The following is a 23237-nucleotide window of genomic DNA, read 5'->3' as shown; positions in this document are numbered from 1 at the left end:
CGACAGCCACAGCATCAATCGCTATTGATTAAGTAGCTATCAGCCCTTTTAGAAAAAGGGCTAGATGCCAGTTTTCATATAAAGCCACAACAAACCCTGTTCAGTCGGGGAAGCAGCATCAAGTCCATCCAGGACGTGATGCGTCACCTGTGCTCCCGTCTGTTGATCAGACTTTCCACCCGTGGCCCACCGCCTCCCCTCACCCATCAGGCGCGGGAGAATGTGGTGCTTAGTTTCCAGCTGCCATCTGCCGCTGCTTGACCTGTGACGGTCAATTGCCTGACATTGGGGTTGGGCGCGTCATAGTCGTTCTGGGGGGCGGAGATGTCCGTCACCGCCAACTGCAGTCCGGTGCCCTCAAACTGTATGGCCAGGCGTTTGCCCTTTTGGGTGAGAGACACCCGATGGCCGTCGATGTGAACCTCGGCTTCGGTGTTGATGGCCCATCGGACCAGGCATCCAGCCTGTGCGCCTTGAATCTCGTCGCTCAAAAGCACCGCATCGTCCATGAAGCGGATGCGGCGCGTGGCCTGTTTGACTTGGCCGGGAAGCAGAGCGGGGGTGAGGTCGATCAGCGCTTCGCGCGCCTCAAGCATTCGCAAACTCGCCATGCCCGTGGCGCTGTGTGGCAGCCCATGGAGTGTCAGCGTGTTGTGGGCTTGCGCTGACAGTCTGAAAACTTGCCAGCGGCTGGCGTTTTGCTTCATGTTCCACAGGTCAATGCCCCGGGACTCCAAGCTGTTGTAGTCCTGCATGCCCAGGTCTTTGACCCATCTGACGCCGTCCAGATCCAGCACAAAGCTACCGGCATCCATGTGCGCATGGTTGTGTGCGGCACCCCCTGCCTTGATCGCCAACCACAAGGCGTTGGGGTCTGACCAGGACGAACGCCAGATCGCCACGGGTTGGTCGCCTTGACCGGAAAACTCTGTGGAAGAGGTCTTTCCAGCTGTCTCCATGGGCCACCAGAGTGCGGACAGGGGTGCAAAACGGTCAGACATACCCCGCTTGGCCCGGATCATCTGCCGCATCGCGGTCAGCAGGGCAGGTTGCGCCAGTTCGCGCGCCAGATACACCAAAGCACAGGGGAATCCCGGTCCTTCATTGCTGTCTGCAAAATCAAAGGTTTTGCCCGATGGGCCAATCGCGTGGGCATAAAACTCGGCACTGCGCTTGAAGCCTGGCGCACTCAGAATGTCCCAATCGGTGCCCTTGGTGCCACGCAGGGCCGCGATGAGCAACACCGAATAGCAGGTTCCGTAGTCCCAATACCCCGGGCCTTCAGGGTAAACGCCGTCGGGACGGTAGGCATTCAGACCAATCGAGACATCTCGTTTGGCCGCAGCAAGAAGGTCTGTCGCCAGCGAAGCCTGGTCCTCTTCTACCGCGAGCGCGCCAAGTGCCATGCCGCTAATACAGACCTGATTCCAGTTGTTTTTGGCCTTGAAGGTCGAATGGCCATGCCGGGCTTGTGTTATGCCTTTGTCGATGATGGCGCCGCGTAGGGTGGCGCGGTCTGCTGCCGTCAAGTCATCCCAAAGCCAGTCATAGGCTATGGCCATGCCTGCCGTCATTTCAGCAACATCGAGGTAATGCGCCGGGTGCCAGTCGCTGAAGCTGGCCACGTTGAGCATTTCCTGGCGTGCGCGGTCGAAGAACACGGATTCACCAGTCACCCGGTAGGCAAAGGCCCACTGCAGGCTGCGGCGGATGAATTCCCGGGACACACCCAGAAGCCGACGGCCCTCCAGCTGACGCGCCAACGGCGCAATACCGATGTCCTTGCGCGCCCGATCCAGCAAGCTCGTTGCCAAGCGATCCAGATCAGGATCTGCCTGGCGACGTGTGTCCAAAGAAGACCAATCGTCCTGTGTTGTGACCAGCTTAGGGTGAGGCGCAGACGCCGCCAAACTGCCAGCCATCACGCCCCTGTGCCTCGTTAGCAACAGGAGTAATGGGGCTGCTGTTGCCAGTAATTGCCGACGACAGAGCGCCACAATACTTGCCCAACAACGACATTAAATATCGATGTTGCCCGCCCGCAGCGCGTTGGTTTCGATGAATTCGCGTCTGGGTTCGACTTCGTCACCCATCAGCATGGTGAACACCTTGTCGGCCTCGATCGCGTCGTCAATCTGCACCCGCAGCAAGGTGCGCACAGCCGGGTCCATGGTGGTCTCCCACAGCTGTTCGGGGTTCATTTCGCCCAGCCCTTTGTAGCGCTGGCGGCTGGTGGCGCCTTCGGCCTGGGTGATGAGCCAGTCCATGGCTTCGCGGAAATCCGCCACTTTTTGCTCTTTTTGGCGTTCGCCTTCACCCCGTGTGACACGAGCACCCGCGCCCAGCAGGCCTTTGAAGGTTTTGGCGGCCTCGGCCAGCGCACCGTAGTCCGCGCCGTGGACAAAGTCTTGCGTGAGCACGCTGCTCTTGATGTTGCCGTGCAAACGGCGGCTGATGCGCAGAATCGGTTTGTCGGTGCGCGCGTCAAATTCCCCAGCCACTTCGGCGTCGGGCAAGAAGGCCTGCATGGCGGCGGCAGAGATCTCGGCATCGGCCACGGTGTCGAGGTTGAGCGCCACGCCGTCGGCGATGGCGCGCAGGGCCGACACATCCATGAAGTTGCCCAGGCGGGCAATCACGGTCTGGGCCACCTGGTGTTTGCGTGCCAGCTCGGTCAGGGTGTCACCCGTGAGCGGTGTGTTGGTTTCACCCCCGGTGTGGACGGAGGCGTTCACTAGGGCCACACGCAGCAGGAAGTTGTCCAGGTCGGTTGGGCCTTGCAGGTACAGCTCTTCGCGCCCGGCCTTGACCTTGTACAGCGGCGGCTGGGCGATGTAGATGTGGCCACGCTCCACCAGCTCGGGCATCTGGCGGTAGAAGAACGTCAGCAGCAGGGTGCGGATGTGGGCGCCGTCCACGTCGGCATCGGTCATGATGATGATGCGGTGGTAACGCAGCTTGGCCACGTCAAAGTCGTCGTTACCGGTGGAGCCACCGGCCTTGCCGATGCCGGTGCCCAGAGCGGTGATCAGGGTCAGGATTTCGTTGCTGGTGAGCAGCTTTTCGTAGCGCGCTTTTTCCACGTTCAGGATCTTGCCGCGCAGCGGCAGGATCGCCTGGAACTTGCGGTCGCGCCCCTGTTTGGCGGAGCCACCGGCGGAGTCCCCTTCGACGATGTAGATCTCGCACATGGCGGGGTCTTTTTCCTGGCAGTCGGCCAGTTTGCCGGGCAGGCCCATGCCGTCGAGCACCCCTTTGCGGCGGGTCATGTCGCGTGCCTTGCGGGCGGCTTCGCGGGCGCGCGCGGCTTCGATGATCTTGCCAACGATGATCTTGGCGTCGGCCGGGCGCTCTTGCAGATAGTCGTACAGCAGTTTGGACACGATGTCTTCCACCGGGCCGCGCACCTCAGATGACACCAGCTTGTCCTTGGTCTGGCTGCTGAACTTGGGCTCGGGCACCTTGACGCTCAGCACACAAGTCAGGCCTTCGCGCATGTCGTCGCCGGTGACTTCGACCTTGGCCTTTTTGGCGATCTCGGTGTCGTCAATGTATTTGTTGATGACACGGGTCATGGCGGCGCGCAGGCCGGTCAGGTGGGTGCCACCGTCACGCTGGGGAATGTTGTTGGTGAAACACAGCACCTGTTCGTTGTAGCCGCTGTTCCATTGCATCGCCACTTCCACACCGATGTTGGTGTTCTGGTCACTCTGGCGGTCACCCAGGGCGTGGAAGATGTTGGGGTTGAGGATGGTCTTGCCCTTGTTGATGAAGTTCACAAAGCCACGCACGCCGTCCGCGCCGGAAAAGTCGTCTTCCTTGCCGGTGCGCTCGTCTTTCAGGCGGATGCGCACACCGTGGTTCAAAAAGCTCAGCTCGCGCAGGCGTTTGGCCAGCACGTCGTAGTGGAAGTCGTTGTTCTGCTGGAAGATGTCGGTGTCGGGCAGGAAGTGCACCTCGGTCCCGCGGCGTTCGGTGTCACCAATGACCTTCATCGGCGAGACTTCGATGCCGTCTTGCACCTCGGTGATGCGGTTTTGCACAAAACCCTTGCTGAACTCGAGCACATGCACCTTGCCATCGCGGCGGACCGTCAGGCGCAGCATTTTGGAGAGGGCGTTGACACAACTCACACCCACACCGTGCAGGCCGCCAGACACCTTGTAGCTGTTCTGGTTGAACTTGCCACCGGCGTGCAACTCGGTCAGCGCGATTTCGGCCGCAGAGCGTTTGGGCTCGTGTTTGTCGTCCATCTTGACGCCGGTGGGGATACCGCGCCCGTTGTCCACCACCGACACCGAGTTGTCGGCGTGGATGGTGACCAGGATGTCGTCGCAATGGCCTGCCAGCGACTCGTCAATCGAGTTGTCCACCACCTCAAACACCAGGTGGTGCAGGCCGGTGCCGTCGGATGTGTCGCCGATGTACATGCCCGGGCGCTTGCGCACCGCTTCCAGACCTTCGAGGATCTGGATCGAGCCTTCGCCGTAGGCCTCGGAGGCGCCGGCCTGGTGCGCGTCGATGTTGGGCTGATAGTTGGAGCTGTCAGCGCTGCCTTCACCCGTGTGAACCCCGCTGTCGGTGGCTTCAGGGGCAGGGATGGGCTTGTTTTCTTCGGTCATGACACACTCTTGATCAGGTTAGACAGGCTTTTGGCGGTCAGCGCTGTCGCAAAACATCGTAAATTTCGGGAAGTCTGGAAACATCAAACCCGCAAGGAACAAGCAGCTCATCGCGGGTTTGGTGGGGTGCACGGGGGCAGCCTGTGCGTCTAGATTCGCATGGGCATCACCACGTACTTGAACGTGTCGTTGTCGGGAATGGTCAGCAAGGCCGAACTGTTGCCGTCGGAGAGTTCGATCTTGACCATCTCCTGGCTCATGTTGGACAGCGCATCAATCAGGTAGGTCACGTTGAAACCAATCTCGATGCTGTCACCGCTGTAGTCGATGTCCAGCTCGTCCACGGCTTCTTCCTGCTCGGCGTTGTTAGCGGCCACACGCAGGGTGCCGGGGTCGATGTTCAGGCGCACACCTTTGAACTTGTCGCTGGTCAGGATGGCGGTGCGCTGCAGGGTGGACAACAAGGCCGCACGGCCCAGAGTGATGCCGTTTTGGTGGTTGCGCGGGATGACGCGGTTGTAGTCCGGGAACTTGCCCTCCACCAGCTTGGTGACAAACTCCATGCCGTCAAAACTGAATTTGGCCTGGTTGTTGGCAAACTGCATCTCGATGGCGCCTTCGGCATCACTGAGCAGGCGCTGCAATTCCAGCACCGTTTTGCGCGGCAGGATCACCTCTTGTTTGGGCACTTCCACATCCAGCGTGGCGCTGGCAAACGCCAGGCGGTGGCCGTCGGTCGAGACCAGGCTGAGCTGCTGGCCTTCGGCCACAAACAGGATGCCGTTGAGGTAATAGCGGATGTCGTGCACGGCCATGGCAAAAGACACCTGGCTGAGCAAATTTTTGAGGGTTTTTTGCGGCACGCTGAACACCGGGCCAAAGTTGGCCGACTCCTGCACCAGCGGGAAGTCTTCAGCGGGCATGGTCTGCAGGGTGAACTTGCTCTTGCCACCTTTGAGGATCAGCTTGGCCGCGCTGGATTCAAGGGACACCACCTGGTCGCTGGGCATGCTGCGCAGGATGTCGATGAGTTTGCGCGCACCCACGGTGGTGGTGAAGTCGCCGGTATCACCGCCCAGATCGGCAGTGGTGCGGATCTGGATTTCGAGGTCACTGGTGGTGAGCTGCACGCTGGCGCCGGTTTTGCGCAACATGATGTTGGCCAGAATCGGCAGGGTATGACGCCGCTCCACAATGCCGGAGACTGCCTGCAGCACGGAGAGCACTTTACTTTGGGTGTCTTTGATCACAATCATGTTGTCTTCTTCCGGTCTGTTTCTAATGGATTGGTCGATGTGTTTCGGCTATTTTCCCACTCATTTGTTTCAGCCTTTGAGGGTCTGCTCCAGCACGTGCAACTGCTGGTTGAGCTCCGTCAATTGTTGGCGTTCCCCTCCAATTTTTCGCACCGCATGCAACACCGTGGTGTGGTCGCGCCCGCCAAACAACTCGCCGATTTCCGGCAGGCTCTTTTGTGTCAACTCCTTGGCCAGGTACATGGCAATCTGGCGTGGCCGGGCGATGCTGGCCGGGCGCTTTTTGGAGTACATGTCGGCGATCTTGATTTTGTAGTAGTCGGCCACCGTTTTCTGGATGTTTTCCACAGAAATCTGCCGGTTCTGGATCGACAGCAGGTCGCGTAGCGCCTCGCGTGCCAGGGCAATCGAAATTTCCTTTTGGTTGAAGCGTGAGTAGGCCAGAATTTTGCGCAAAGCACCTTCGAGCTCGCGCACGTTCGAGCGCACATTCTTGGCAACAAAAAACGCCACCTCTTCGGGCATCACGATGCCTTCGGCATGCGCCTTGTTGATCAGAATCGCCACCCGCATTTCCAGCTCGGGCGGCTCGATGGCCACCGTCAGGCCCGAATCAAAGCGCGAGACGAGGCGCTCGTGGATGTCGGCCAGGCCTTTGGGGTAGGTGTCGCTGGTCATCACGATGTGTGATTTGCGCGCCAGCAAGGCCTCAAAGGCGTTGAAAAACTCTTCCTGGGTGCGTTCCTTGTTGGCAAAAAACTGCACGTCATCGATCAGCAGCAGGTCCAGCGAGTGGTAGCGCTCCTTGAACTCGTCGAACGCTTTGCGCTGGTAGGCTTTCACCACGTCGGTCACAAATTGCTCGGCGTGGATGTAGAGCACCTTGGCGTTGGGTCGCTCACTGATCAGCTGGTTACCCACAGCGTGCATCAAATGGGTTTTGCCTAGGCCGACACCGCCGTAAATAAACAAGGGGTTGTACAGATGACCAGGCATACCCGCCACATGCATGGCAGCGGCGCGCGCCATGCGGTTGGCGCTGCCCTCGACCAGGGCGTCAAAGGTCAACGCGGCATTGAGCCGGCTTTTAAGGGGCTCGTTGCTGTTGATGTTGTCTGGACTCGGGGCGGCCGCCTGGCCCGGCGCATTGGCGGGTTTACCAAGCAGGGGCGCCCTGGGGGTCGGCTCACGTGCGGCCAAAGCCAGTTCAATGCTGACGGGTTGCCCGGTGAGGCGCTCCATCAGGGCGGCCAGGCGGGCGCTGTATTGCGCCCGGATCCAGTCCATCTTGAAGCGGTTGGCGACAAAAATCGTGACTTTGGACAGGTCGTCAGAGACCTGTGCTGTCAGTGGCTTGATCCAGGTCTGGAACTGTTGGTCAGGCAACTCCTGCGCCAGTTGTTCGATGCAGGTTTGCCAAAAATCGGGGCTGGCCAGGACCTCGTGGGTGTCTGGCTGCGGTGGGGATCCCTGCGTCATGTGGTGTCAGCTTGGTGTGGATAGTTTTAAATTGCTGTGCCCTGTATTCTAATTTATCAAAGCCTTATCCACACCCCGTGGCAACCCGCAAATCTTGCTGCTGGCAGGCCCTTGCGAACATCTATGAAACTAATGGTGAACCGCTGGTCACAAAAATTTGCGATAATCCGCGGTTCCCTGAACATTTCAGGAGAAAACCGAACGTCGGTTGATTTGGCACGGGCACTTGTTCCGTGGAGCAATCAGCTGCTTTAGCCTCTTAGGATTTCCAAAATGAAACGCACATACCAACCCTCCAAAATTCGTCGCGCTCGCACCCACGGCTTTTTGGTCCGCATGAAAACCCGTGGCGGCCGCGCTGTGATCAATGCGCGCCGCGCCAAGGGTCGCAAGCGTCTGGCTGTCTAAATCCCGTCGCGAGATGGGTCAGCGGCTGTCCAGCCTTCTCCACGCGGCCTGACCTTGCAGCGTCTTGCAAACCGCCCACAGTTCCAGGCGGTATTGGCTGGCTCCACTTTGGCGCGAACCCCTCACTTTGCCTTGCATTGCGTGGCCCTGAATGCCAATCAAACCGATGAAGCCCGTCAACCACTGTTTGCGGTGGACGATGTCTGGCTGGGCGCCATGGTGCCCAAACGCTGGGCTAAACGTGCGGTCACCCGCAATACCATCAAGCGCCAGGTGTACGCCGTGAGCCAGGACTTTGCCTCTTCACTGACGCGGTCTGCCCATGTGGTGCGACTGCGCAGCGGTTTTGATCGCCAGCACTTTGTCAGTGCCACGTCTGAGGTGCTGAAAGCGGCGGTGCGCAGTGAGTTGCAGCAGTTGTTTGCTCGGGCCGTGGCAGCACGCCCGCAACAGCCATGATGGCGCGTCTGTTGATCGGCCTGGTCAAAGGCTACCGGCTGTTTTTGAGCCCGTCGCTGGGGTCGGCTTGTCGTTTTGAGCCGACCTGTTCTGCGTATGCTCTGCAAGCTTTGCAAACCCATGGTGCGGCCCAAGGCAGCTACCTCACGCTCAAGCGTCTGGGGCGTTGCCATCCTTGGTGTGAGGGAGGGCTTGACCCCGTCCCGCCGCCCAACACTGTTTCTCCGCGTCGCCTGTTGACCCGGTTGATCTCAACTTCCCCTGAAAAGAAGTCTTCATGAACGATATTCGGCGCACTATGTTGTGGGTGGTCTTTGGCATGTCTCTGGTCATGCTATGGGACCAATGGCAGGTCTACAACGGGCGGGCAACGACCTTTTTCCCGAGCCCGACCCCGGTGGTGGCCCAAGGTGCCAGCGCAACACCGGCCAGCGGCGTGCCAAGCGCGGTACCCACTGCTACAAATACTGCAGCTAATAGCTCAGATATAGCCAAGGCTACGAGCGGTTTGCCTGCACAAGATGTGGCGAAAGTCGCGCATGAGCAAGTGGTTGTCCAGAACGATGTGCTGAAGGTCACCTTTGACACCGAAGGTGGTTCGGTGGTGCGTACCGAGTTCCTCAAACACATCGATATGGCGGACAAGTCCCGCAACTTTGTCTTGCTCGACGACAGCCCATCGCGGGTTTACCTGGCCCAGTCGGGTCTGATTGCGGCCAACGGCGGCCCTGCCCTGCCCACCCACAAGGCCGTGATGACCCTGGCACCCGGTGAGCGCAGCCTCAAAGACGGCAGCCAGACGCTCGAAGTGCGGTTCGAATCGCCCGAGGTGGGTGGTGTCAAGCTGATCAAGACCTACACCTTCAAACGCGGCAGTTATGCCCTGGCAGTTAAACACGAAATTGTGAATGTGGGTAACTCACCTGTGGTGCCGCAGCTGTACCTGCAACTGGTGCGCGACGGCAACAAGCCGCCGGGTGAGTCAAGCTTTTACTCCACCTTCACCGGCCCGGCGATTTACACCGAAGCCAAGAAGTACCAAAAAGTCAACTTTGAAGACATCGAGAAGAACAAGGTCGATGTCGAGAAATCCGCCACCAACGGTTATGTGGCCATGGTGCAGCATTACTTTGCCAGCGCCTGGCTGTTGGGTGATGGCATCCACCGTGACCTGTTCCTGCGCAAGGTCGACACCAATTTGTACTCGGTGGGCATGATTGCACCGCTGGCCGAGCTGGCACCGGGTGAACGCAAAACACTCGACACCACCTTGTTTGCTGGTCCTCAGGAAGAAGAAGTGTTGAGCTCGTTGACACCCGGCCTGGAACTGGTCAAGGACTATGGCTGGCTGACCATGCTGGCTAAGCCGCTGTACTGGTTGCTGGTGCAGCTGCACAACGTCATCGCCAACTGGGGTTGGTCGATCATGGCGCTGGTGCTGTTGCTCAAGATTGCGTTTTACTGGCTCAATGCCAAGGCCTATGCCAGCATGGCCAAGATGAAGGCGGTCAACCCGAAAGTGACCGAGATGCGTGAGCGCCTCAAGGACAACCCGCAGAAGATGCAGCAGGAGATGATGCGCATCTACCGCGAGGAAAAGGTCAACCCCTTGGGCGGTTGTTTCCCGATCATGATCCAGATTCCGGTGTTCATTGCGCTGTACTGGGTGTTGTTGTCGAGCGTGGAAATGCGCAACACACCGTGGCTGGGCTGGATCCATGACTTGTCCTCACCCGATCCGTTCTACATCCTGCCGATCATCATGACGTTGACCACGGTGCTGCAGACCTCGCTAAACCCGGCGCCGCCAGACCCCTTGCAAGCCAAGATGATGTGGTTCATGCCGCTGGCCTTCAGCGTGATGTTCTTCTTCTTCCCCTCGGGCCTGGTGTTGTACTGGATCACCAACAACATCTTGTCGATTGCCCAGCAGTGGGTCATCAACACCCGCATGGGTGTGCCACCGAAGTTCCACCTGCCCAAGTTCTGACCCGGTGTGACAAGCTCGGCACGCTGTTGCTGAGCTTGCCCGGCAGACCGCCCGGCGGTCTGCTTATACCGGCAGATGGGTGGTGTTCTTGACCTCTTCCATCACCGCATAAGTGCGTGTCTCACGCACACCCGGCAGTTGCCATAACACGGTGCCGGCAAACTCGCGGTAGGCATTCATGTCGGCCATCCGGGTCTTGAGCAGGTAATCAAAGCCACCGGCCACCATGTGGCACTCCAAAATTTCGACGCGCACCTGCACCGCTGCCTTGAAGGCCTCAAACACGTTGGGCGTGGTCTTGTCCAGCAGCACCTCGACAAACACCATCAGCCCGGCACCCAGTTTGACCGGGTCCAGCCGCGCCTCGTAGCCTTGAATCACACCGTCTTTGGTCAGCCGTTGCACCCGCGCCAGCACGGCGGTGGGTGACAGGGTGACCAGTTCGGCCAGTTTGAGGTTGCTGATGCGGCCATCCTCTTGCAAGGCGTGCAGGATCTTGCGGTCAATGCGGTCGAGTTCCATGGTGTTCGGGGATTTGTCTTGTCTCAGTGGCGGTCAGAGCGTCTAAACATGCCTGGTAACGCCGGATAGATGAATGAATCACTATATCAAATCAAAAATAAAGTGAAAAATTCACCGAATAAACCGACAACATAGCGCTTTTATTTGTTGCCGGAGTTTTCCCCATGTTGTTGACCCAACGCTTGCCTGAACCGTACCGTCCCGAAGCCGCCATCGTTGCCCAGCGGTTGACTTCCCTGGGCCAAGCGCTGGACTGGGTGGCCGTGGCCCGCGTGGCCGCACCCTGGGTGCAGGCGGTGCGCGACAACCCGCCCCCGTTCTGGGCGATGGAGAGCCTGCTCAAGGAGTACCCGATCAGCAGCGCCGAGGGCCTGGCCCTGATGCGTCTTGCCGAAGCCCTGCTGCGTGTGCCCGATGCCGAGACCGCCATCGCGCTGACCGCCGACCAGCTGGGCCGCGCGGATTTTGAGGGCAGCAGCGACAAGGTGATCTCGCGCCTGTCGAGCACCGCCATCGCGCTGAGCAAACACTTCCTGCCCACGGTCGGTGACAAGACCGGTGAACCCGGTCTGCTGGCCAAGCTGGGCGCGCGCACCGTGGTGGCTGCGACTTTGCGTGCGGTGCAGTTGCTGGGCCGCCAGTTTGTGCTGGGCCAGACCATGGCCGAGGGCATGTCCGAGGCGGTGTCGGCCAAAAAGAAGACGCCCAACCTGCGCTACAGCTACGACATGCTGGGTGAAGGCTCACGCACCGATGCCGATGCGCTGAACCATTTGAAGAGTTATCAGAATGCTATTGCTGCAATAGCTACCACCTCAAGCCCAACAAGGGCTTGTGAGGACAATGACGGCATATCCATCAAACTCAGCGCCTTGCACCCGCGTTATGAATACGCCCAGGTGGACCGGGTTTTGGCCGAGCTGGTGCCGCGCGTCTGGGGTTTGTGTGAACAGGCGGCGCGCGCCAACATCAACCTGACCATTGACGCCGAAGAGGTGGACCGGCTGGAACTCTCGTTGGCGGTGTTTGAGGCGCTGCTGGCCAAGGTGGCCGAGCAGTGCCCGCAATGGCGCGGTTTTGGCCTGGCGATGCAGTCGTACCAGACCAATGCGCAGGAGTTGGTCCAGCATGTGATTGCCCTGGCGCGCCAGTACAAGCTGCGCCTGATGTGCCGCCTGGTCAAGGGCGCGTATTGGGACGCCGAGATCAAACGCGCCCAGGAGTTGGGCCTGCCGCACTACCCGGTGTTCACCCACAAACACCACACCGACGTGTCCTACCTGGCCTGCGCCAAGGCCCTGCTGGAGTCGCCCGACGCGCTCTACCCGCAATTTGCCAGCCACAACGCCGCCACCATCGCCGCAATCCTGCAGATGGCCGAGAAAACGGGTTCGCCCTTCGAATTGCAGCGCCTGCACGGCATGGGCGAAGGCATCCATGACGAGGTGCTGAAAAACCCGCAGATCGCCTGCCGCGTCTACGCGCCGGTCGGCGCCCACAAGGATTTGCTGGCCTACCTGGTGCGCCGCCTGCTGGAAAACGGTGCCAACTCCTCGTTTGTGCACCAGCTTGCTGATGAAACCCTGCCGGTTGCTGAGCTGCTGGTCTCACCGCTGCGCCAGGAACCCCATCCGTCGCTGCCTCTGCCATTGGCTTTGTTTGGCACACAGCGTCCCAACAGCGCCGGTCTGGACCTGACCGTGCCCGCGATGCGCGACAGCCTGTTGGCCGCCTACGCCAGCACGCAGGTGCCCAGTGTGCCAGTGTTTGATGCCAAATTGGTCTCCGGCCCTTTATCAATAAGCACTAGCAGCTACAAAACATGGAGCAAAATACCGGTAACTGAGCGCGCTGCCACGCTGCGCCAATCTGCCGATGCGCTGCAAACCCAGCTGCCGCAGTTCTGCGCCCTGTTGGTCAAGGAAGCTTTCAAGACCTGGAACGACGCGATCAGCGAGGTGCGCGAAGCCATCGACTTCCTGCGTTATTACGCTGCCCAGGCCGAGGCCATCATGCAGCCGCAAACCTTGCCGGGCAAAGAGGGCAACACCATGCTGGGCATCACCGGTGAGAGCAACGAGCTGTTTTTGACGGGCCGTGGTGCCTGGGTTTGTATCAGCCCCTGGAACTTCCCGCTGGCCATCTTCACCGGCCAGATCGCCGCCGCCCTGGTCACCGGCAACACCGTGTTGGCCAAACCGGCCGAACAAACCCCTGGTGTGGCGCTGGCGATGGTCAAACTGATGCACGCCGCTGGCGTGCCCGAAGGCGCGCTGCAGCTCTTGCACGGCCCGGGTGAGACCGTCGGTGCCGCCCTGGTGGCAGCACCCGGCGTGGCCGGTGTGGTGTTCACCGGCAGCACCCAGGTTGCCAAAACCATCAACCGGACCCTGGCCGCCAAAGACGGCCCGATCGTGCCGCTGATCGCCGAAACCGGTGGCATCAACGCCATGTTGGTCGACAGCACCGCGCTGCCTGAGCAAGTGTGTGACGTGGTGATGCAATCCGCGTTCCGCAGTGCGGGCCAGCGCTGCTCGGCGTTGCGCCTGCTGTGTCTGCATGAGGAAATTGCCGACCATGTGATCGAGATGATCTGCGGCGCCGCACGCGAACTGGTGGTGGGCGACCCGGCCGACCTGGCCACCGACCTGGGCCCGGTGATCGACGCCGAGGCCTTTGCCGGTATCCAGCAGCAGCTGCAACGCTTGGATGTAGAGGCAAAACGCCTTCCAGCCCAATCAGGAAAAGGACAAGCAGCTACCAGCAAGGTAGCAAACTTGATTGCGCCGCAAGCCTATGAGGTGGCGAACATCAGCGACCTGAAGCAGGAAATTTTCGGTCCGGTGCTCCACATCGTGCGCTGGACCAGTGACCCGCTCAAGGTGATTGAACAGATCAATGGACTCGGTTATGGCCTGACGATTGGCATCCAGACCCGCATCGACAGCCGCGCTCAAGCCCTGGCGCACGCAGCCCACATCGGCAACGTCTACATCAACCGCAACCAGATTGGCGCGGTGGTGGGTGTGCAACCGTTCGGCGGCGAAGGCCTGTCAGGCACCGGCCCCAAAGCCGGTGGCCCGCACTACCTGTACCGCTTCTGCGCCGAACAGACCATCACCATCAACACCACAGCGGCGGGGGGCAACGCGGCCTTGTTGGCGGGGTGAGGAATAGGGGGCGCAGCGCCTGAGCCGGGGCGTCTGGGGCGCCCACGAGGGGGTGGTTGTTGTGGCATAGTCCGTGCAAAACGGATGGTGGCACCTGGCCACCCACCGGCATACCCAGGAGACAGACATGACCCACAACGCGGCAAACACAACACCGGTAGACACGTTTGGTGACCGGATCATTTTGCTGGCCATTGGGCTCAGCGCGGTAGCGGCGCTGATTCTGGGCGCACAGTTTGTGGATACCGCGCTCGCGGTGGGTGGAACAATGGCTTTTGTGTTGCTGGCGGGTGTGGTGTATGCCAGCGCCAAAGGCACGACGCTGAGCCGTTTTGTGCTGACCTTTGTGCTGGTGGGCTTGGTGGTGTTGCATATCCAGCTGGCACAAGGCATGCTGGAGTTCCACTTTGGGGTGTTCGTCACCTTGGCACTGTTGCTGGTGTACCGGGACTGGCGCATCATCGTTTTCGGCGCGGCCATGTACGCGGTGCACCATGTGTTGTTTGACCGCCTGCAAGCGGCAGGTTATGGCCTGTACTGCCTGACAGAACCCAACTTCAAGGTCATTGTCCTGCACGCGGTGTATGTGGTGGTGCAGTCGGGCGTCGAAATTGTGCTGGTGACCGGCATGGCGCGTGCCGCGCAGGCCGGGGAAGAGTTGGCGGTGCTGGTCTCTCGCATCAACCAGACCGATGGCATCTTGCTCAATGTGTCCGGGGTTGCCACAGGCACGCCTTCCAGCCAGGCGCTCAAGACCACTTTGGAGCGCATGGACGTGGCGGTGTCGTCGGTACGCACCGGCTCCCACAGCATTGAGCTGGCTGCCGCCGAAATAGCCAGTGGTAACCAGGACCTGAGCGACCGCACCGAGCAGACCGCCAGCAACTTGCAGCGCACTGCCAGCAGCATGGCCAGCCTGACCCAGATCGTCACCCAGTCTGCCGACAACGCCCGCCAAGCCAACCAGCTGGCCATGAACGCCAGCAGTGTGGCGGCCCAGGGCGGGCAGGTGGTTGGACAGGTGGTAGAGACCATGCGCCGCATCAACGAAGCCTCGCGCAAGATTGGCGACATCATCAGTGTGATTGACGGCATTGCTTTCCAGACCAACATCCTGGCCTTGAATGCGGCGGTTGAGGCCGCCCGGGCTGGTGAACAGGGCCGCGGTTTTGCCGTGGTCGCCTCTGAAGTGCGCAGCTTGGCCGGTCGCAGTGCCGAGGCCGCCAAGGAAATCAAGACCCTGATCAATACCAGTGTGGAGCGGGTGGAGCTGGGCAGCACGCTGGTCGACCAGGCTGGCACCACCATGACCGAGGTGGTTGACGCTATCCGCCGCGTGACCGACATCATGGGTGAGATCAGTGCCGCCAGCAGTGAACAGGCCTCCGGTGTGGCCAGTGTCAGCGAAGCAGTGACACAAATGGACCAAGCCACGCAGCAAAACGCGGCGCTGGTAGAACAGATGGCTGCGGCTGCGGGTGGTTTGCGCACACAGGCCCAGGAGCTGGTGCAAACCGTGGCGGTGTTCAAGTCCAGCACAGGCGCAACCTCCGACCGGGCAACGCCTGTGCAGCAAGCCCCACGCCAGGTGAGCGTCAAATCCGTGGCTGCACCTGCACCCCGCGCCAAGTTGTCTGTCGCCACCAAACCGCCCTCGGTTCGGCCCGGCGTCTCACAGATCAGCCACACCCCAGCCCCGGTGAAACCCGCAGACAAGCCAGCAGCTTCGTCTGAGGGTGAATGGGAAAGCTTCTGAGCGCCGCGCTCAGGCAGCCGTTTTGCGCATCAGGGTGCTTTTGCCAAACAGCGACTCGATCAGGTCCACCGCGACCTCGGCGGTCTTGTTGCGCACATCAAAGGCCGGGTTGAGCTCCATCACGTCGAGTGAGGCCAGGCGGCCGGTGTCGGCGATCATCTCCATACACAGCTGGGCCTCACGGTAGGTCGGGCCACCACGCACCGTGGTGCCAACACCTGGCGCGATGTCGGGGTCGAGAAAGTCCACGTCAAAACTCACATGCAGGTGGGTGTTGGCGTCCACCAGCGCCAGTGCCAGCTCCATCGCGGCACGCATGCCCATCTCGTCGATGAAACGCATGTCAAACACATCGAGACCGGCTTCGTGCACCAGGCGCTTTTCACCTTCGTCGACGCTGCGGATGCCAATCTGGCGCACCCATTTGGGGTTGATCGCAGGCACCTGGCCGCCGATGCGGGTCAGCACGTCCGGCCCGTAACCGCACAGGCAGGCCACCGGCATGCCGTGGATGTTGCCGCTGGGGGTCAAGGCGTTGGTATTGAAGTCGGCGTGGGCGTCCAGCCACAACACACGTAACTTCTTGCCCACGTCGCGGCAATGCCGCGCCACCGCGCTGATTGAGCCCAGGCCCAGGCAGTGGTCACCGCCGAGCAAGATCGGCAGGCGATTTTGCTGCAGCTCGGCATACACCGCGTTGTGCACCGCTTGGTTCCAGGCCACCACCTGGTCCAGATGGCGGTAGCCATCCACCGGCGGCAACCAGGGGTTGCTGGGGCCGCTCAGGTTGCCCCGGTCGATCACATCCAGGCCGTGGCTCTGTAACACCGGGATGATGTTGGCCACACGCAGGGCTTCGGGGCCCATGCTGGCACCACGGCTACCCGCGCCAATGTCGGTCGGTGCTCCAATGAGGGAAATAGGGTTTGTCATGGGGTCGCACTGTACCTCGCTATGACGAGAACACCTTGACCGCACCCACCAGCCGCTGGGCCTGTTCACCCAGGCTGGCCGCAGCCGCACTGCTCTCTTCGACCATGGCAGCGTTTTGTTGTGTCATGTCATCGAGCTGGGCCACTGCTTGACCGACTTGTGAGATGCCCAGAGACTGCTCTTTGGAGGCCAGTGTGATCTCGCGCATGAGGTCGTTGACATGGTTGACTTGGTTCACCACGTCGGCCATGGTCTGGCCAGCCTGGGCCACCAGTTTTGAGCCACTTTCGACCTGGCTGACCGAGTCGTCGATCAAGGCCTTGATCTCTTTGGCCGCTGCGGCCGAGCGGCCTGCCAGACTGCGCACTTCGGAGGCCACCACGGCAAAACCCCGACCCTGTTCACCGGCCCGGGCCGCCTCGACCGCTGCGTTCAAGGCCAGGATGTTGGTCTGAAAGGCAATGCCGTCAATCACGCTGATGATGTCGGCAATTTTGCGGCTGGAGCGGGTGATTTGTGCCATGGTGGCATCCACCTGGCCCATGTTGTTGCCACCCTTGGCCACCACCTCGGTGGCGTTTTGCACCAAGGAGCTGGCGTGCAGGGCGGTGTCCGCGTTTTGCTTGACCGAGGCGGTTTGCTGCTCCATGGCCGCAGCGGTTTCTTCGAGGTTGGAGGCTGCTTGCTCGGTCCGGCTGGAGAGGTCGCTGGCCGCCGCTGCAATTTCCTGGCTGGCCACCTGCACGCCCGAGGCCTGCTCAAACACATCGGCCACCAGGGACTGCAGGTTCAGGCCGGACTGGTTGACGGAGCGGGCGATTTGCCCAATGTCGTCCACCCGGTTGAGGTTGAGGTCGGGCGCCGATTCACCGGTCGCCACCTGTTGCGCAGCCACCCTGATGTGCCGCAGCGGTGTGGTGATTTGCTGCTCAATGAAGACATCGGCCAGCAACAGGCTAAGCGTCAGCGCCGCAGCACTGGCCATCATCACCGTCGGGCCCAAGCCTGAGCCGACCAGCACCGAACCGGTGAGCAGCCCGACGCCCAGCAGCGGCAAGCGCACACGCCAGGCGGTGGGCAGCAGCTGCAGGGTACTGGCCCAGCGCATCAAACCGGTGCGCACCACCAAGCCCCGGTGGAACGCCAGCCCGCCAGCCTTACCCGCTTTAAAACGGGCATAGAGCTGGGCAGCGGCATCAATCTCTTGGCGCGGGGGATGGGTGCGAACCGACAGATACCCGGTGAGCTGGCCTTTGCGCCGCATGGGTGCGGCGTTGGCGCAGACCCAGTAGTGGTCCCCGTTCTGGCGCCGGTTTTTCACCACCGCGCGCCAGGATTGCCCCTCTTTGAGGGTGCGCCACATGTCCTCAAAGGCTTCCACCGGCATGTCCGGGTGGCGCACCAAATTGTGCGGCTGGCCCATCAGCTCATGCACCGCATAACCGCTGGTGCGCACAAACGCAGCATTGGCGTAGGTGATAGTGCCGTTTGGCGTGGTGGTCGACAGCAGGGTTTCGGCCGCTGGAAACTGGTACTCCTGCTGGCTCACGGGGAGGTTGATACGCATGGCGGGAAGACTCTCGGTTATGTCAGGCAGGGGCCTGTTCCAACGATTTGCAAAAAACGAAACAGTATTTTACTTTTTCTGCAAGGAACGTGCCAAAAGTTGGACCGAGAGGCTAGAGCGTGCACTGATGCACCACTGCGCTGGCGCGGGGCCGCCGCTCTTCAGGTGCGCTCGATCTTCCAGGCCAGCGCTACCGAGGTGGTGGTTTTGACCACTCCTTCGAGGTTGCGGATGTCGTCGAGCAGGGTGTTGAGCCGCACTGCCGACTCCGCGCGCAGCAGCAACACGTAGTCAAACTCACCACTTACCGCACACAGCTGGCGCACTTCGGGCATACGTTGCAGCTGCTCCTCGATGCCACGCCCGGCCTTGGGCTGCACCGTCAGGCCCACAAAAGCCTGCAAGCCCTGGTTGAGCATGTCCTGCGCCAGGCGCACGGTGTAGCCGGCAATGACGCCTTCGCGCTCCAGGCGGTTCAGGCGCGACAGCACTGTGGTGCGCGCGGTGCCCAACTGGCGCGCCAGGTTGGCGGCCGATTCACGCGCGTTGAGCTGCAACAGTGCCAGCAGTTGGCGGTCCAGCGCGTCGCGCAATACAGGTGTGGGCAAGGTGTTTGGGCTCATGGTTTCATAAATTTGACGTTATGACAATACATTCATCATAGTGTCTGTTTCAAGCGTGATTTTGTCCAATAAGCCACCACTTTCGACACGCAGGAGACCTAAACTGGGTGCATCTCGGTGATGTTTAAGGAGCAAGTCATGCGTGTTGTTTTAATGGGTGCCGGTCACATCGGCCAAACCATTGCGGCCTGGTTGGCCAAGAGTGGTGACTACACCGTCAAGGTGGTCGATTGCAGTGTGGTGGCGCTCAAGGCGCTGGCCCATCTGCCGGTGGAAACCGCGCTGATCGACACCTCGGACGTGGACGAATTGCGCAACAGCATGACGGGTTATGACGCCGTCATCAACGCCTTGCCCTACCACCTGGCGCTCACTGTTGCAACCCAGGCCAAGGCGGCTGGTTGCCATTATTTTGATTTGACCGAAGACGTGGCCGCCACACGCGGCATCATGGCCCTGGCCGAAGGCGCCAAAACCGCTTTCATGCCGCAGTGTGGTCTGGCGCCGGGGTTTATCGGCATCGTGGCGCACCACCTGAGCCGCAAATTCACCGAGTTGCACGAGGTCAAGATGCGCGTGGGGGCGCTGCCTGCCTTCCCCACCAACTCGCTCAAATACAACCTGACCTGGAGTGTGGACGGCCTGATCAACGAGTATTGCCACCCCTGCGAAGCCATCCGTGACGGCAACGTGATCGAGGTGCTGCCACTCGAAGGCATGGAACATTTCAGCCTGGACGGCACCGAGTACGAAGCCTTCAATACCTCCGGCGGTCTGGGCACCCTGTGCGACACACTCAAAGGCAAGGTGCAAACGCTGGACTACAAGACCGTGCGTTACCCCGGCCACGGCGCCATCATGAAAATGCTGCTGCAAGAGCTGGGCATGCAGCACGACCAGGAAACCCTCAAGGCGATTTTGCGCAAATCCGTGCCGCTCACGATGCAGGACGTGGTGCTGGTGTTTGTCACCGTCAGCGGTGAATGTGACGGCAAGTTCATGCAAGAGGTGTTTGCGCGCAAGATTTTTGCCGACCGTTCCGAGACCAACCCGATGAGTGCGATCCAGATCACCACGGCAGCCGGCATCTGCGGCGCCATCGACCTGTTCCGCGAGAAAAAACTGCCGCAGTCGGGCTTCATCAAACAAGAGCAGGTGGCCCTGCCCGATCTGCTGGCCAACCGCTTTGGCAGCGCCTACCAGCAGTCGCGTCAGGTCGAGTCGATAGGTTGAGAGGACCGCCGGGCGCAGAGGCCCTGGTCGACCGGATGACCCGAGGATTTATAGATAAAAATGAGCTTCGGCCCTTATAAAATAAGGGCCAATAGCACCTTTTTCAGGAGCAATCATGCAGACCTCTGTGACCGAACTGATGGCCTCTTTGGGTGTGGCCCCCCAAGCCTTGCAAGGGGGAGATCTGGCTACTCTGTCGCCAATCGACGGCCAGCTGCTGGCGCAGGTGCACAGCACCCCCTTGGACCAGGTGGCCCACGCCGCCGTGCGTGCCCATGGCGCTTTTTTGCGCTGGCGTGTGGTGCCGGGACCGCAGCGCGGTGAACTGGTGCGCCTGTTGGGTGAGGAGTTGCGTGCCCACAAGCAGGCGCTGGGTCAGCTGGTGACGCTGGAAGTGGGCAAAGTCTCCTCCGAAGGCCTGGGTGAGGTGCAGGAGATGATCGACATCTGCGACTTTGCCGTGGGTCTGTCGCGCCAACTCTACGGTTCAACGATGGCCAGCGAGCGCCCCGGCCACCGCATGATGGAAACCTGGCACCCGCTGGGTGCCGTGGGGGTGATCACTGCCTTCAATTTCCCGGTGGCGGTGTGGGCCTGGAACGCGGCCTTGGCGCTGGTCTGTGGCAATGCGGTGGTCTGGAAACCCTCCGAGAAAGCGCCACTGTGTGCATTGGCGGTGCAGGCCCTGTTTGAGCGCGCCTGTGTGCGTTTTGGCCAACCGGAGCTCAGCCGCGACCTGAGCCAGCTGCTGCTGGGCCACGCCGATGTCGGCCAGGCGCTGGTGGACCACCCCAAGGTGGCCCTGGTGTCGGCCACCGGCAGCACCCGCATGGGCCGTGCCGTAGGCCAGGCGGTTGCAGCACGGTTTGGCCGCAGCCTGCTGGAGCTGGGTGGCAACAACGCCATTGTGGTGGCGCCCAGTGCCGACCTGGACATGGCGGTGCGTGCGGTGGCTTTTGCCGCAGCTGGCACGGCTGGGCAGCGCTGCACCACCGCACGGCGCCTGATCGTGCATGCGGATGTTTATGGTGATCTGGTCGCGCGGCTCAAGAAGGCGTATGCCAGTTTCAGGATCGGCGCACCCACCGAGCCTGGCACCCTGCTGGGCCCGCTGATCGACCAGGCCGCGTTTGAGGCCATGCAGAAGGCGTTGGTCCTGGCGCGCCAGCAAGGGGGGGTGGTCACCGGGGGTGAGCGGGTTCTGCAAGCGCAGTACCCGCAGGCGTTTTATGTCAGCGCCGCCTTGGTGGAGATGCCCGCGCAGACCGAGGTGGTGCGCCACGAGACCTTTGCCCCCATCCTCTACATCCTGAGCTACCAGACGCTGGCCCAGGCCATCGCGCTCAACAACGACGTGCCGCAAGGCCTGTCGTCGAGCATTTTCACCAACGACCTGCGTGAGGCGGAGAGTTTCCTGTCGGCAGCCGGGTCGGACTGCGGCATCAGCAATGTGAACATCGGCACCTCGGGTGCTGAAATTGGCGGTGCTTTTGGGGGTGAGAAAGAAACCGGCGGTGGCCGCGAAAGTGGCTCGGACGCCTGGCGCGCCTACATGCGCCGAGCCACCAACACCATCAACTACTCCAGCGCGCTGCCGCTGGCGCAAGGTGTCAGATTTGACATCTGAGCTGGCTGGGGCCGGTGCTCGCCTGTATGCTCTGTCTCTTTTTCAAACAAGGTGAACCGCATGACAAACAAACAATGGCTTCGATCTGCACTGGTGTGTGTTGCTTTGAGCGCCTCGCTTGGCGCCTGGGCCGGTGTGGCCAGCGTCGATGTCAATCAGGGTGCCACCCTGCAAAGCCAGGGCGCGTTGGTGATTGATGTGCGCGAACCCAACGAATACGCCGAGAGCCATGCGCCCGGCACCACGCTGATCCCGCTGGGTCAGCTGGAGAGCCGCCTGCCGGAGTTGCGCGCCCACCAGAACCAGCCGGTGGTGTTGTTCTGCCGCAGCGGCCAACGCTCGGCCCGTGCCCAGGAGATCCTGGCCAAGGCCGGTTTCACCAAGGCGGTGAACATGGAGGGTGGTCTGATCGCCTGGAGCAAAGCTGGCTTGCCAGTGGTGACGGGCGAGGCCAAGTAGTTCTGCGGCTGCGGGCCACATGAGCCCACAAGGCACCCGATTCCTAGACACAGATCAAGGGTAAACCTGAAAAGGGTATGTCCCGATGGCCGCAGACCGCTGTGGCGCGTACAGTTGAACCATCACCCGGGCGCTACGCCCGGGCATGGTGAGAGGCCCCAGGAGACAGACCCAACGAGGTCACACAAAAAAACAGAGACAAGGCACCGGCCAACCCGGTGCCTTTTTTAATGGCTGCGCCGCCCACAAGGCGGTGTCCCGGTTTATATAAAAAATTGGCTTACAGCCCTTATCTAACAAGGGTCAATAGCTATACAAATAGAAGCTGTTCGAGTTGCTGCCAATGCGACAATGGTCCCTATGGAATTACTCATTGTCTCGTTGGCCAGTCTGTTTGCCGGTTTTGTCGATGCCATCGTTGGTGGCGGTGGCCTGATCCTGGTGCCTGCCCTGTTTGCCGCTTTTCCCACCGCCCACCCGGCCACCCTGTTTGGCACCAACAAGGGGGCATCGCTGTGGGGTACGGCCTTTGCCACCTGGCAATACAGCCGCCGGGTTCAGATACGCTGGGTCGCCCTGTGGCCAGCCGCCGTGGCGGGTCTGGTGGCCTCGTTTGCCGGGGCCTGGTTAGTGACGGTGATCTCACCAGATTTTTTGCGAAAGGTCTTGCCGCTGGTGCTGCTGGCGGTGCTGCTCTACACGCTGGCCAAGAAGGAACTGGGCCGCACCCATGTGCCGCGTTTTGCGGGGGGTCAGGAGCAGCTGGCGGCAGCTGCGATTGGTCTGGTCATTGGGTTTTATGACGGCTTTTTTGGCCCGGGCACCGGCAGTTTTCTGGTGTTTTTGTTTGTGCGGGTGCTGGGTTACGACTTTCTGAGCGCCTCGGCAGCCGCCAAGCTGGTGAACTGCGCCACCAATGTGGCGGCGCTGGTGTTGTTCATCAGCAAAGGACACATCTGGTGGCATTTTGTGCTGGTGATGGCTTTGGCCAATGTGCTGGGCAGCCTGCTGGGCACCCGGCTGGCGCTCAAACATGGCACCGGCTTTGTGCGTGGGGTGTTTCTGGTGGTGGTCAGTGCGCTCATCTTGAAGACCAGTTATGACGCCTTTCTGCGCTGAGTGGCTAACATGAC

At 60.9% G+C, this 23237-nt stretch carries 18 protein-coding genes; 10 read left to right on the top strand and 8 right to left on the bottom strand.

Annotation, left to right across the window (positions count from 1 at the left end):
- Window positions 1-206 precede the first annotated feature (206 nt).
- From FDG13_RS06610 to dnaA, 4 genes are all read right to left on the bottom strand, one after another.
- Entirely contained in the window at window positions 207-1853 is a 1647-nt protein-coding gene (locus tag FDG13_RS06610; RefSeq protein ID WP_180126012.1) for a heparinase II/III family protein, read from the bottom strand.
- 165 nt (window positions 1854-2018) lie between these two features.
- Window positions 2019-4622, bottom strand: coding sequence for a DNA topoisomerase (ATP-hydrolyzing) subunit B (gyrB, locus tag FDG13_RS06605; protein ID WP_180126011.1), 2604 nt, complete (start codon window positions 4620-4622; stop codon window positions 2019-2021).
- Window positions 4623-4771: 149 nt separating this feature from the next.
- A complete protein-coding gene (gene dnaN / locus FDG13_RS06600) occupies window positions 4772-5878 on the bottom strand; it encodes a DNA polymerase III subunit beta (RefSeq protein ID WP_180126010.1) in 1107 nt (368 codons plus the stop codon).
- A gap of 69 nt (window positions 5879-5947) precedes the next feature.
- On the bottom strand, window positions 5948-7357 hold the full coding sequence (gene dnaA / locus FDG13_RS06595; protein WP_180126009.1) for a chromosomal replication initiator protein DnaA: 1410 nt from the start codon (window positions 7355-7357) through the stop codon (window positions 5948-5950).
- Between the two features lie 273 nt (window positions 7358-7630).
- On the opposite strand from dnaA, the gene rpmH reads away from it, so the two are divergent.
- Genes rpmH through yidC form a run of 4 tightly spaced genes read left to right on the top strand, consistent with a single transcriptional unit; the run spans window position 7631 to window position 10214 of the window.
- Window positions 7631-7765, top strand: coding sequence for a 50S ribosomal protein L34 (rpmH, locus tag FDG13_RS06590; RefSeq protein WP_006299042.1), 135 nt, complete (start codon window positions 7631-7633; stop codon window positions 7763-7765).
- A 54-nt stretch (window positions 7766-7819) separates the two neighbouring features.
- Complete coding sequence (locus tag FDG13_RS06585; protein WP_078364900.1) at window positions 7820-8224, top strand: ribonuclease P protein component; 405 nt, start codon at window positions 7820-7822, stop codon at window positions 8222-8224.
- A complete protein-coding gene (yidD, locus tag FDG13_RS06580; RefSeq protein ID WP_180126008.1) occupies window positions 8221-8505 on the top strand; it encodes a membrane protein insertion efficiency factor YidD in 285 nt (94 codons plus the stop codon). The genes FDG13_RS06585 and yidD overlap by 4 nt, the downstream gene beginning before the upstream one ends.
- Window positions 8502-10214, top strand: a complete 1713-nt coding sequence (gene yidC, locus FDG13_RS06575; protein ID WP_180126007.1) for a membrane protein insertase YidC — start codon at window positions 8502-8504, stop codon at window positions 10212-10214. The genes yidD and yidC overlap by 4 nt, the downstream gene beginning before the upstream one ends.
- 63 nt (window positions 10215-10277) lie before the next feature.
- Here the strand turns inward: yidC and FDG13_RS06570 are convergent, their stop codons facing one another.
- Window positions 10278-10736, bottom strand: a complete 459-nt coding sequence (locus FDG13_RS06570) for an Lrp/AsnC ligand binding domain-containing protein (RefSeq protein WP_180126006.1) — start codon at window positions 10734-10736, stop codon at window positions 10278-10280.
- 164 nt (window positions 10737-10900) lie between these two features.
- Here FDG13_RS06570 and FDG13_RS06565 point away from each other — a divergent pair, with 164 nt between their 5' ends.
- The gene (locus tag FDG13_RS06565; protein WP_180126005.1) at window positions 10901-13906 is read left to right on the top strand and encodes an L-glutamate gamma-semialdehyde dehydrogenase; all 3006 of its coding nucleotides are present in this window, start codon (window positions 10901-10903) and stop codon (window positions 13904-13906) included.
- 127 nt (window positions 13907-14033) lie between these two features.
- Window positions 14034-15662 carry a methyl-accepting chemotaxis protein gene (locus FDG13_RS21290; protein WP_180126004.1) on the top strand — a complete coding sequence of 543 codons (1629 nt, stop codon included), beginning with the start codon at window positions 14034-14036 and terminating at the stop codon, window positions 15660-15662.
- 9 nt (window positions 15663-15671) lie between these two features.
- Here the strand turns inward: FDG13_RS21290 and rocF are convergent, their stop codons facing one another.
- The 3 genes from rocF to FDG13_RS06545 form a co-directional block, all read right to left on the bottom strand.
- The gene (gene rocF / locus FDG13_RS06555) at window positions 15672-16595 is read right to left on the bottom strand and encodes an arginase (RefSeq protein ID WP_180126003.1); all 924 of its coding nucleotides are present in this window, start codon (window positions 16593-16595) and stop codon (window positions 15672-15674) included.
- Between the two features lie 19 nt (window positions 16596-16614).
- On the bottom strand, window positions 16615-18162 hold the full coding sequence (locus tag FDG13_RS06550; RefSeq protein ID WP_180126002.1) for a PAS domain-containing methyl-accepting chemotaxis protein: 1548 nt from the start codon (window positions 18160-18162) through the stop codon (window positions 16615-16617).
- A gap of 161 nt (window positions 18163-18323) precedes the next feature.
- Window positions 18324-18785: an Lrp/AsnC family transcriptional regulator gene (locus FDG13_RS06545; RefSeq protein ID WP_180126001.1), complete on the bottom strand. Its 462-nt coding sequence runs from the start codon at window positions 18783-18785 to the stop codon at window positions 18324-18326.
- 138 nt (window positions 18786-18923) lie between these two features.
- On the opposite strand from FDG13_RS06545, the gene FDG13_RS06540 reads away from it, so the two are divergent.
- From FDG13_RS06540 to FDG13_RS06525, 4 genes are all read left to right on the top strand, one after another.
- A complete protein-coding gene (locus tag FDG13_RS06540) occupies window positions 18924-20018 on the top strand; it encodes a saccharopine dehydrogenase family protein (RefSeq protein WP_180126000.1) in 1095 nt (364 codons plus the stop codon).
- Between the two features lie 115 nt (window positions 20019-20133).
- Entirely contained in the window at window positions 20134-21645 is a 1512-nt protein-coding gene (locus tag FDG13_RS06535) for an aldehyde dehydrogenase family protein (RefSeq protein ID WP_180125999.1), read from the top strand.
- 60 nt (window positions 21646-21705) lie between these two features.
- A complete protein-coding gene (locus FDG13_RS06530) occupies window positions 21706-22104 on the top strand; it encodes a rhodanese-like domain-containing protein (protein WP_180125998.1) in 399 nt (132 codons plus the stop codon).
- 360 nt (window positions 22105-22464) lie between these two features.
- A complete protein-coding gene (locus FDG13_RS06525) occupies window positions 22465-23223 on the top strand; it encodes a TSUP family transporter (RefSeq protein WP_078366887.1) in 759 nt (252 codons plus the stop codon).
- Window positions 23224-23237: the final 14 nt, after the last annotated feature.

Source organism: Rhodoferax sp. BLA1, assembly GCF_013416775.1.
GTDB lineage: Bacteria > Pseudomonadota > Gammaproteobacteria > Burkholderiales > Burkholderiaceae_C > Rhodoferax.
The sequence above is the reverse complement of the archived record's forward strand: the minus strand, read 5'-3'. Positions and strand labels throughout refer to the sequence as shown.

What these genes read in the sequence shown, in the direction of transcription:
- gyrB (WP_180126011.1), bottom strand. Translation starts at nt 4,622, where the DNA reads ATGACCGAAGAAAACAAGCCCATCCCTGCCCCTGAAGCCACCGACAGC.
- dnaN (WP_180126010.1), bottom strand. Translation starts at nt 5,878, where the DNA reads ATGATTGTGATCAAAGACACCCAAAGTAAAGTGCTCTCCGTGCTGCAG.
- dnaA (WP_180126009.1), bottom strand. Translation starts at nt 7,357, where the DNA reads ATGACGCAGGGATCCCCACCGCAGCCAGACACCCACGAGGTCCTGGCC.
- rpmH (WP_006299042.1), top strand. Translation starts at nt 7,631, where the DNA reads ATGAAACGCACATACCAACCCTCCAAAATTCGTCGCGCTCGCACCCAC.
- yidD (WP_180126008.1), top strand. Translation starts at nt 8,221, where the DNA reads ATGATGGCGCGTCTGTTGATCGGCCTGGTCAAAGGCTACCGGCTGTTT.
- yidC (WP_180126007.1), top strand. Translation starts at nt 8,502, where the DNA reads ATGAACGATATTCGGCGCACTATGTTGTGGGTGGTCTTTGGCATGTCT.
- FDG13_RS06570 (WP_180126006.1), bottom strand. Translation starts at nt 10,736, where the DNA reads ATGGAACTCGACCGCATTGACCGCAAGATCCTGCACGCCTTGCAAGAG.
- FDG13_RS06565 (WP_180126005.1), top strand. Translation starts at nt 10,901, where the DNA reads ATGTTGTTGACCCAACGCTTGCCTGAACCGTACCGTCCCGAAGCCGCC.
- FDG13_RS21290 (WP_180126004.1), top strand. Translation starts at nt 14,034, where the DNA reads ATGACCCACAACGCGGCAAACACAACACCGGTAGACACGTTTGGTGAC.
- rocF (WP_180126003.1), bottom strand. Translation starts at nt 16,595, where the DNA reads ATGACAAACCCTATTTCCCTCATTGGAGCACCGACCGACATTGGCGCG.
- FDG13_RS06550 (WP_180126002.1), bottom strand. Translation starts at nt 18,162, where the DNA reads ATGCGTATCAACCTCCCCGTGAGCCAGCAGGAGTACCAGTTTCCAGCG.
- FDG13_RS06545 (WP_180126001.1), bottom strand. Translation starts at nt 18,785, where the DNA reads ATGAGCCCAAACACCTTGCCCACACCTGTATTGCGCGACGCGCTGGAC.
- FDG13_RS06540 (WP_180126000.1), top strand. Translation starts at nt 18,924, where the DNA reads ATGCGTGTTGTTTTAATGGGTGCCGGTCACATCGGCCAAACCATTGCG.
- FDG13_RS06535 (WP_180125999.1), top strand. Translation starts at nt 20,134, where the DNA reads ATGCAGACCTCTGTGACCGAACTGATGGCCTCTTTGGGTGTGGCCCCC.
- FDG13_RS06530 (WP_180125998.1), top strand. Translation starts at nt 21,706, where the DNA reads ATGACAAACAAACAATGGCTTCGATCTGCACTGGTGTGTGTTGCTTTG.
- FDG13_RS06525 (WP_078366887.1), top strand. Translation starts at nt 22,465, where the DNA reads ATGGAATTACTCATTGTCTCGTTGGCCAGTCTGTTTGCCGGTTTTGTC.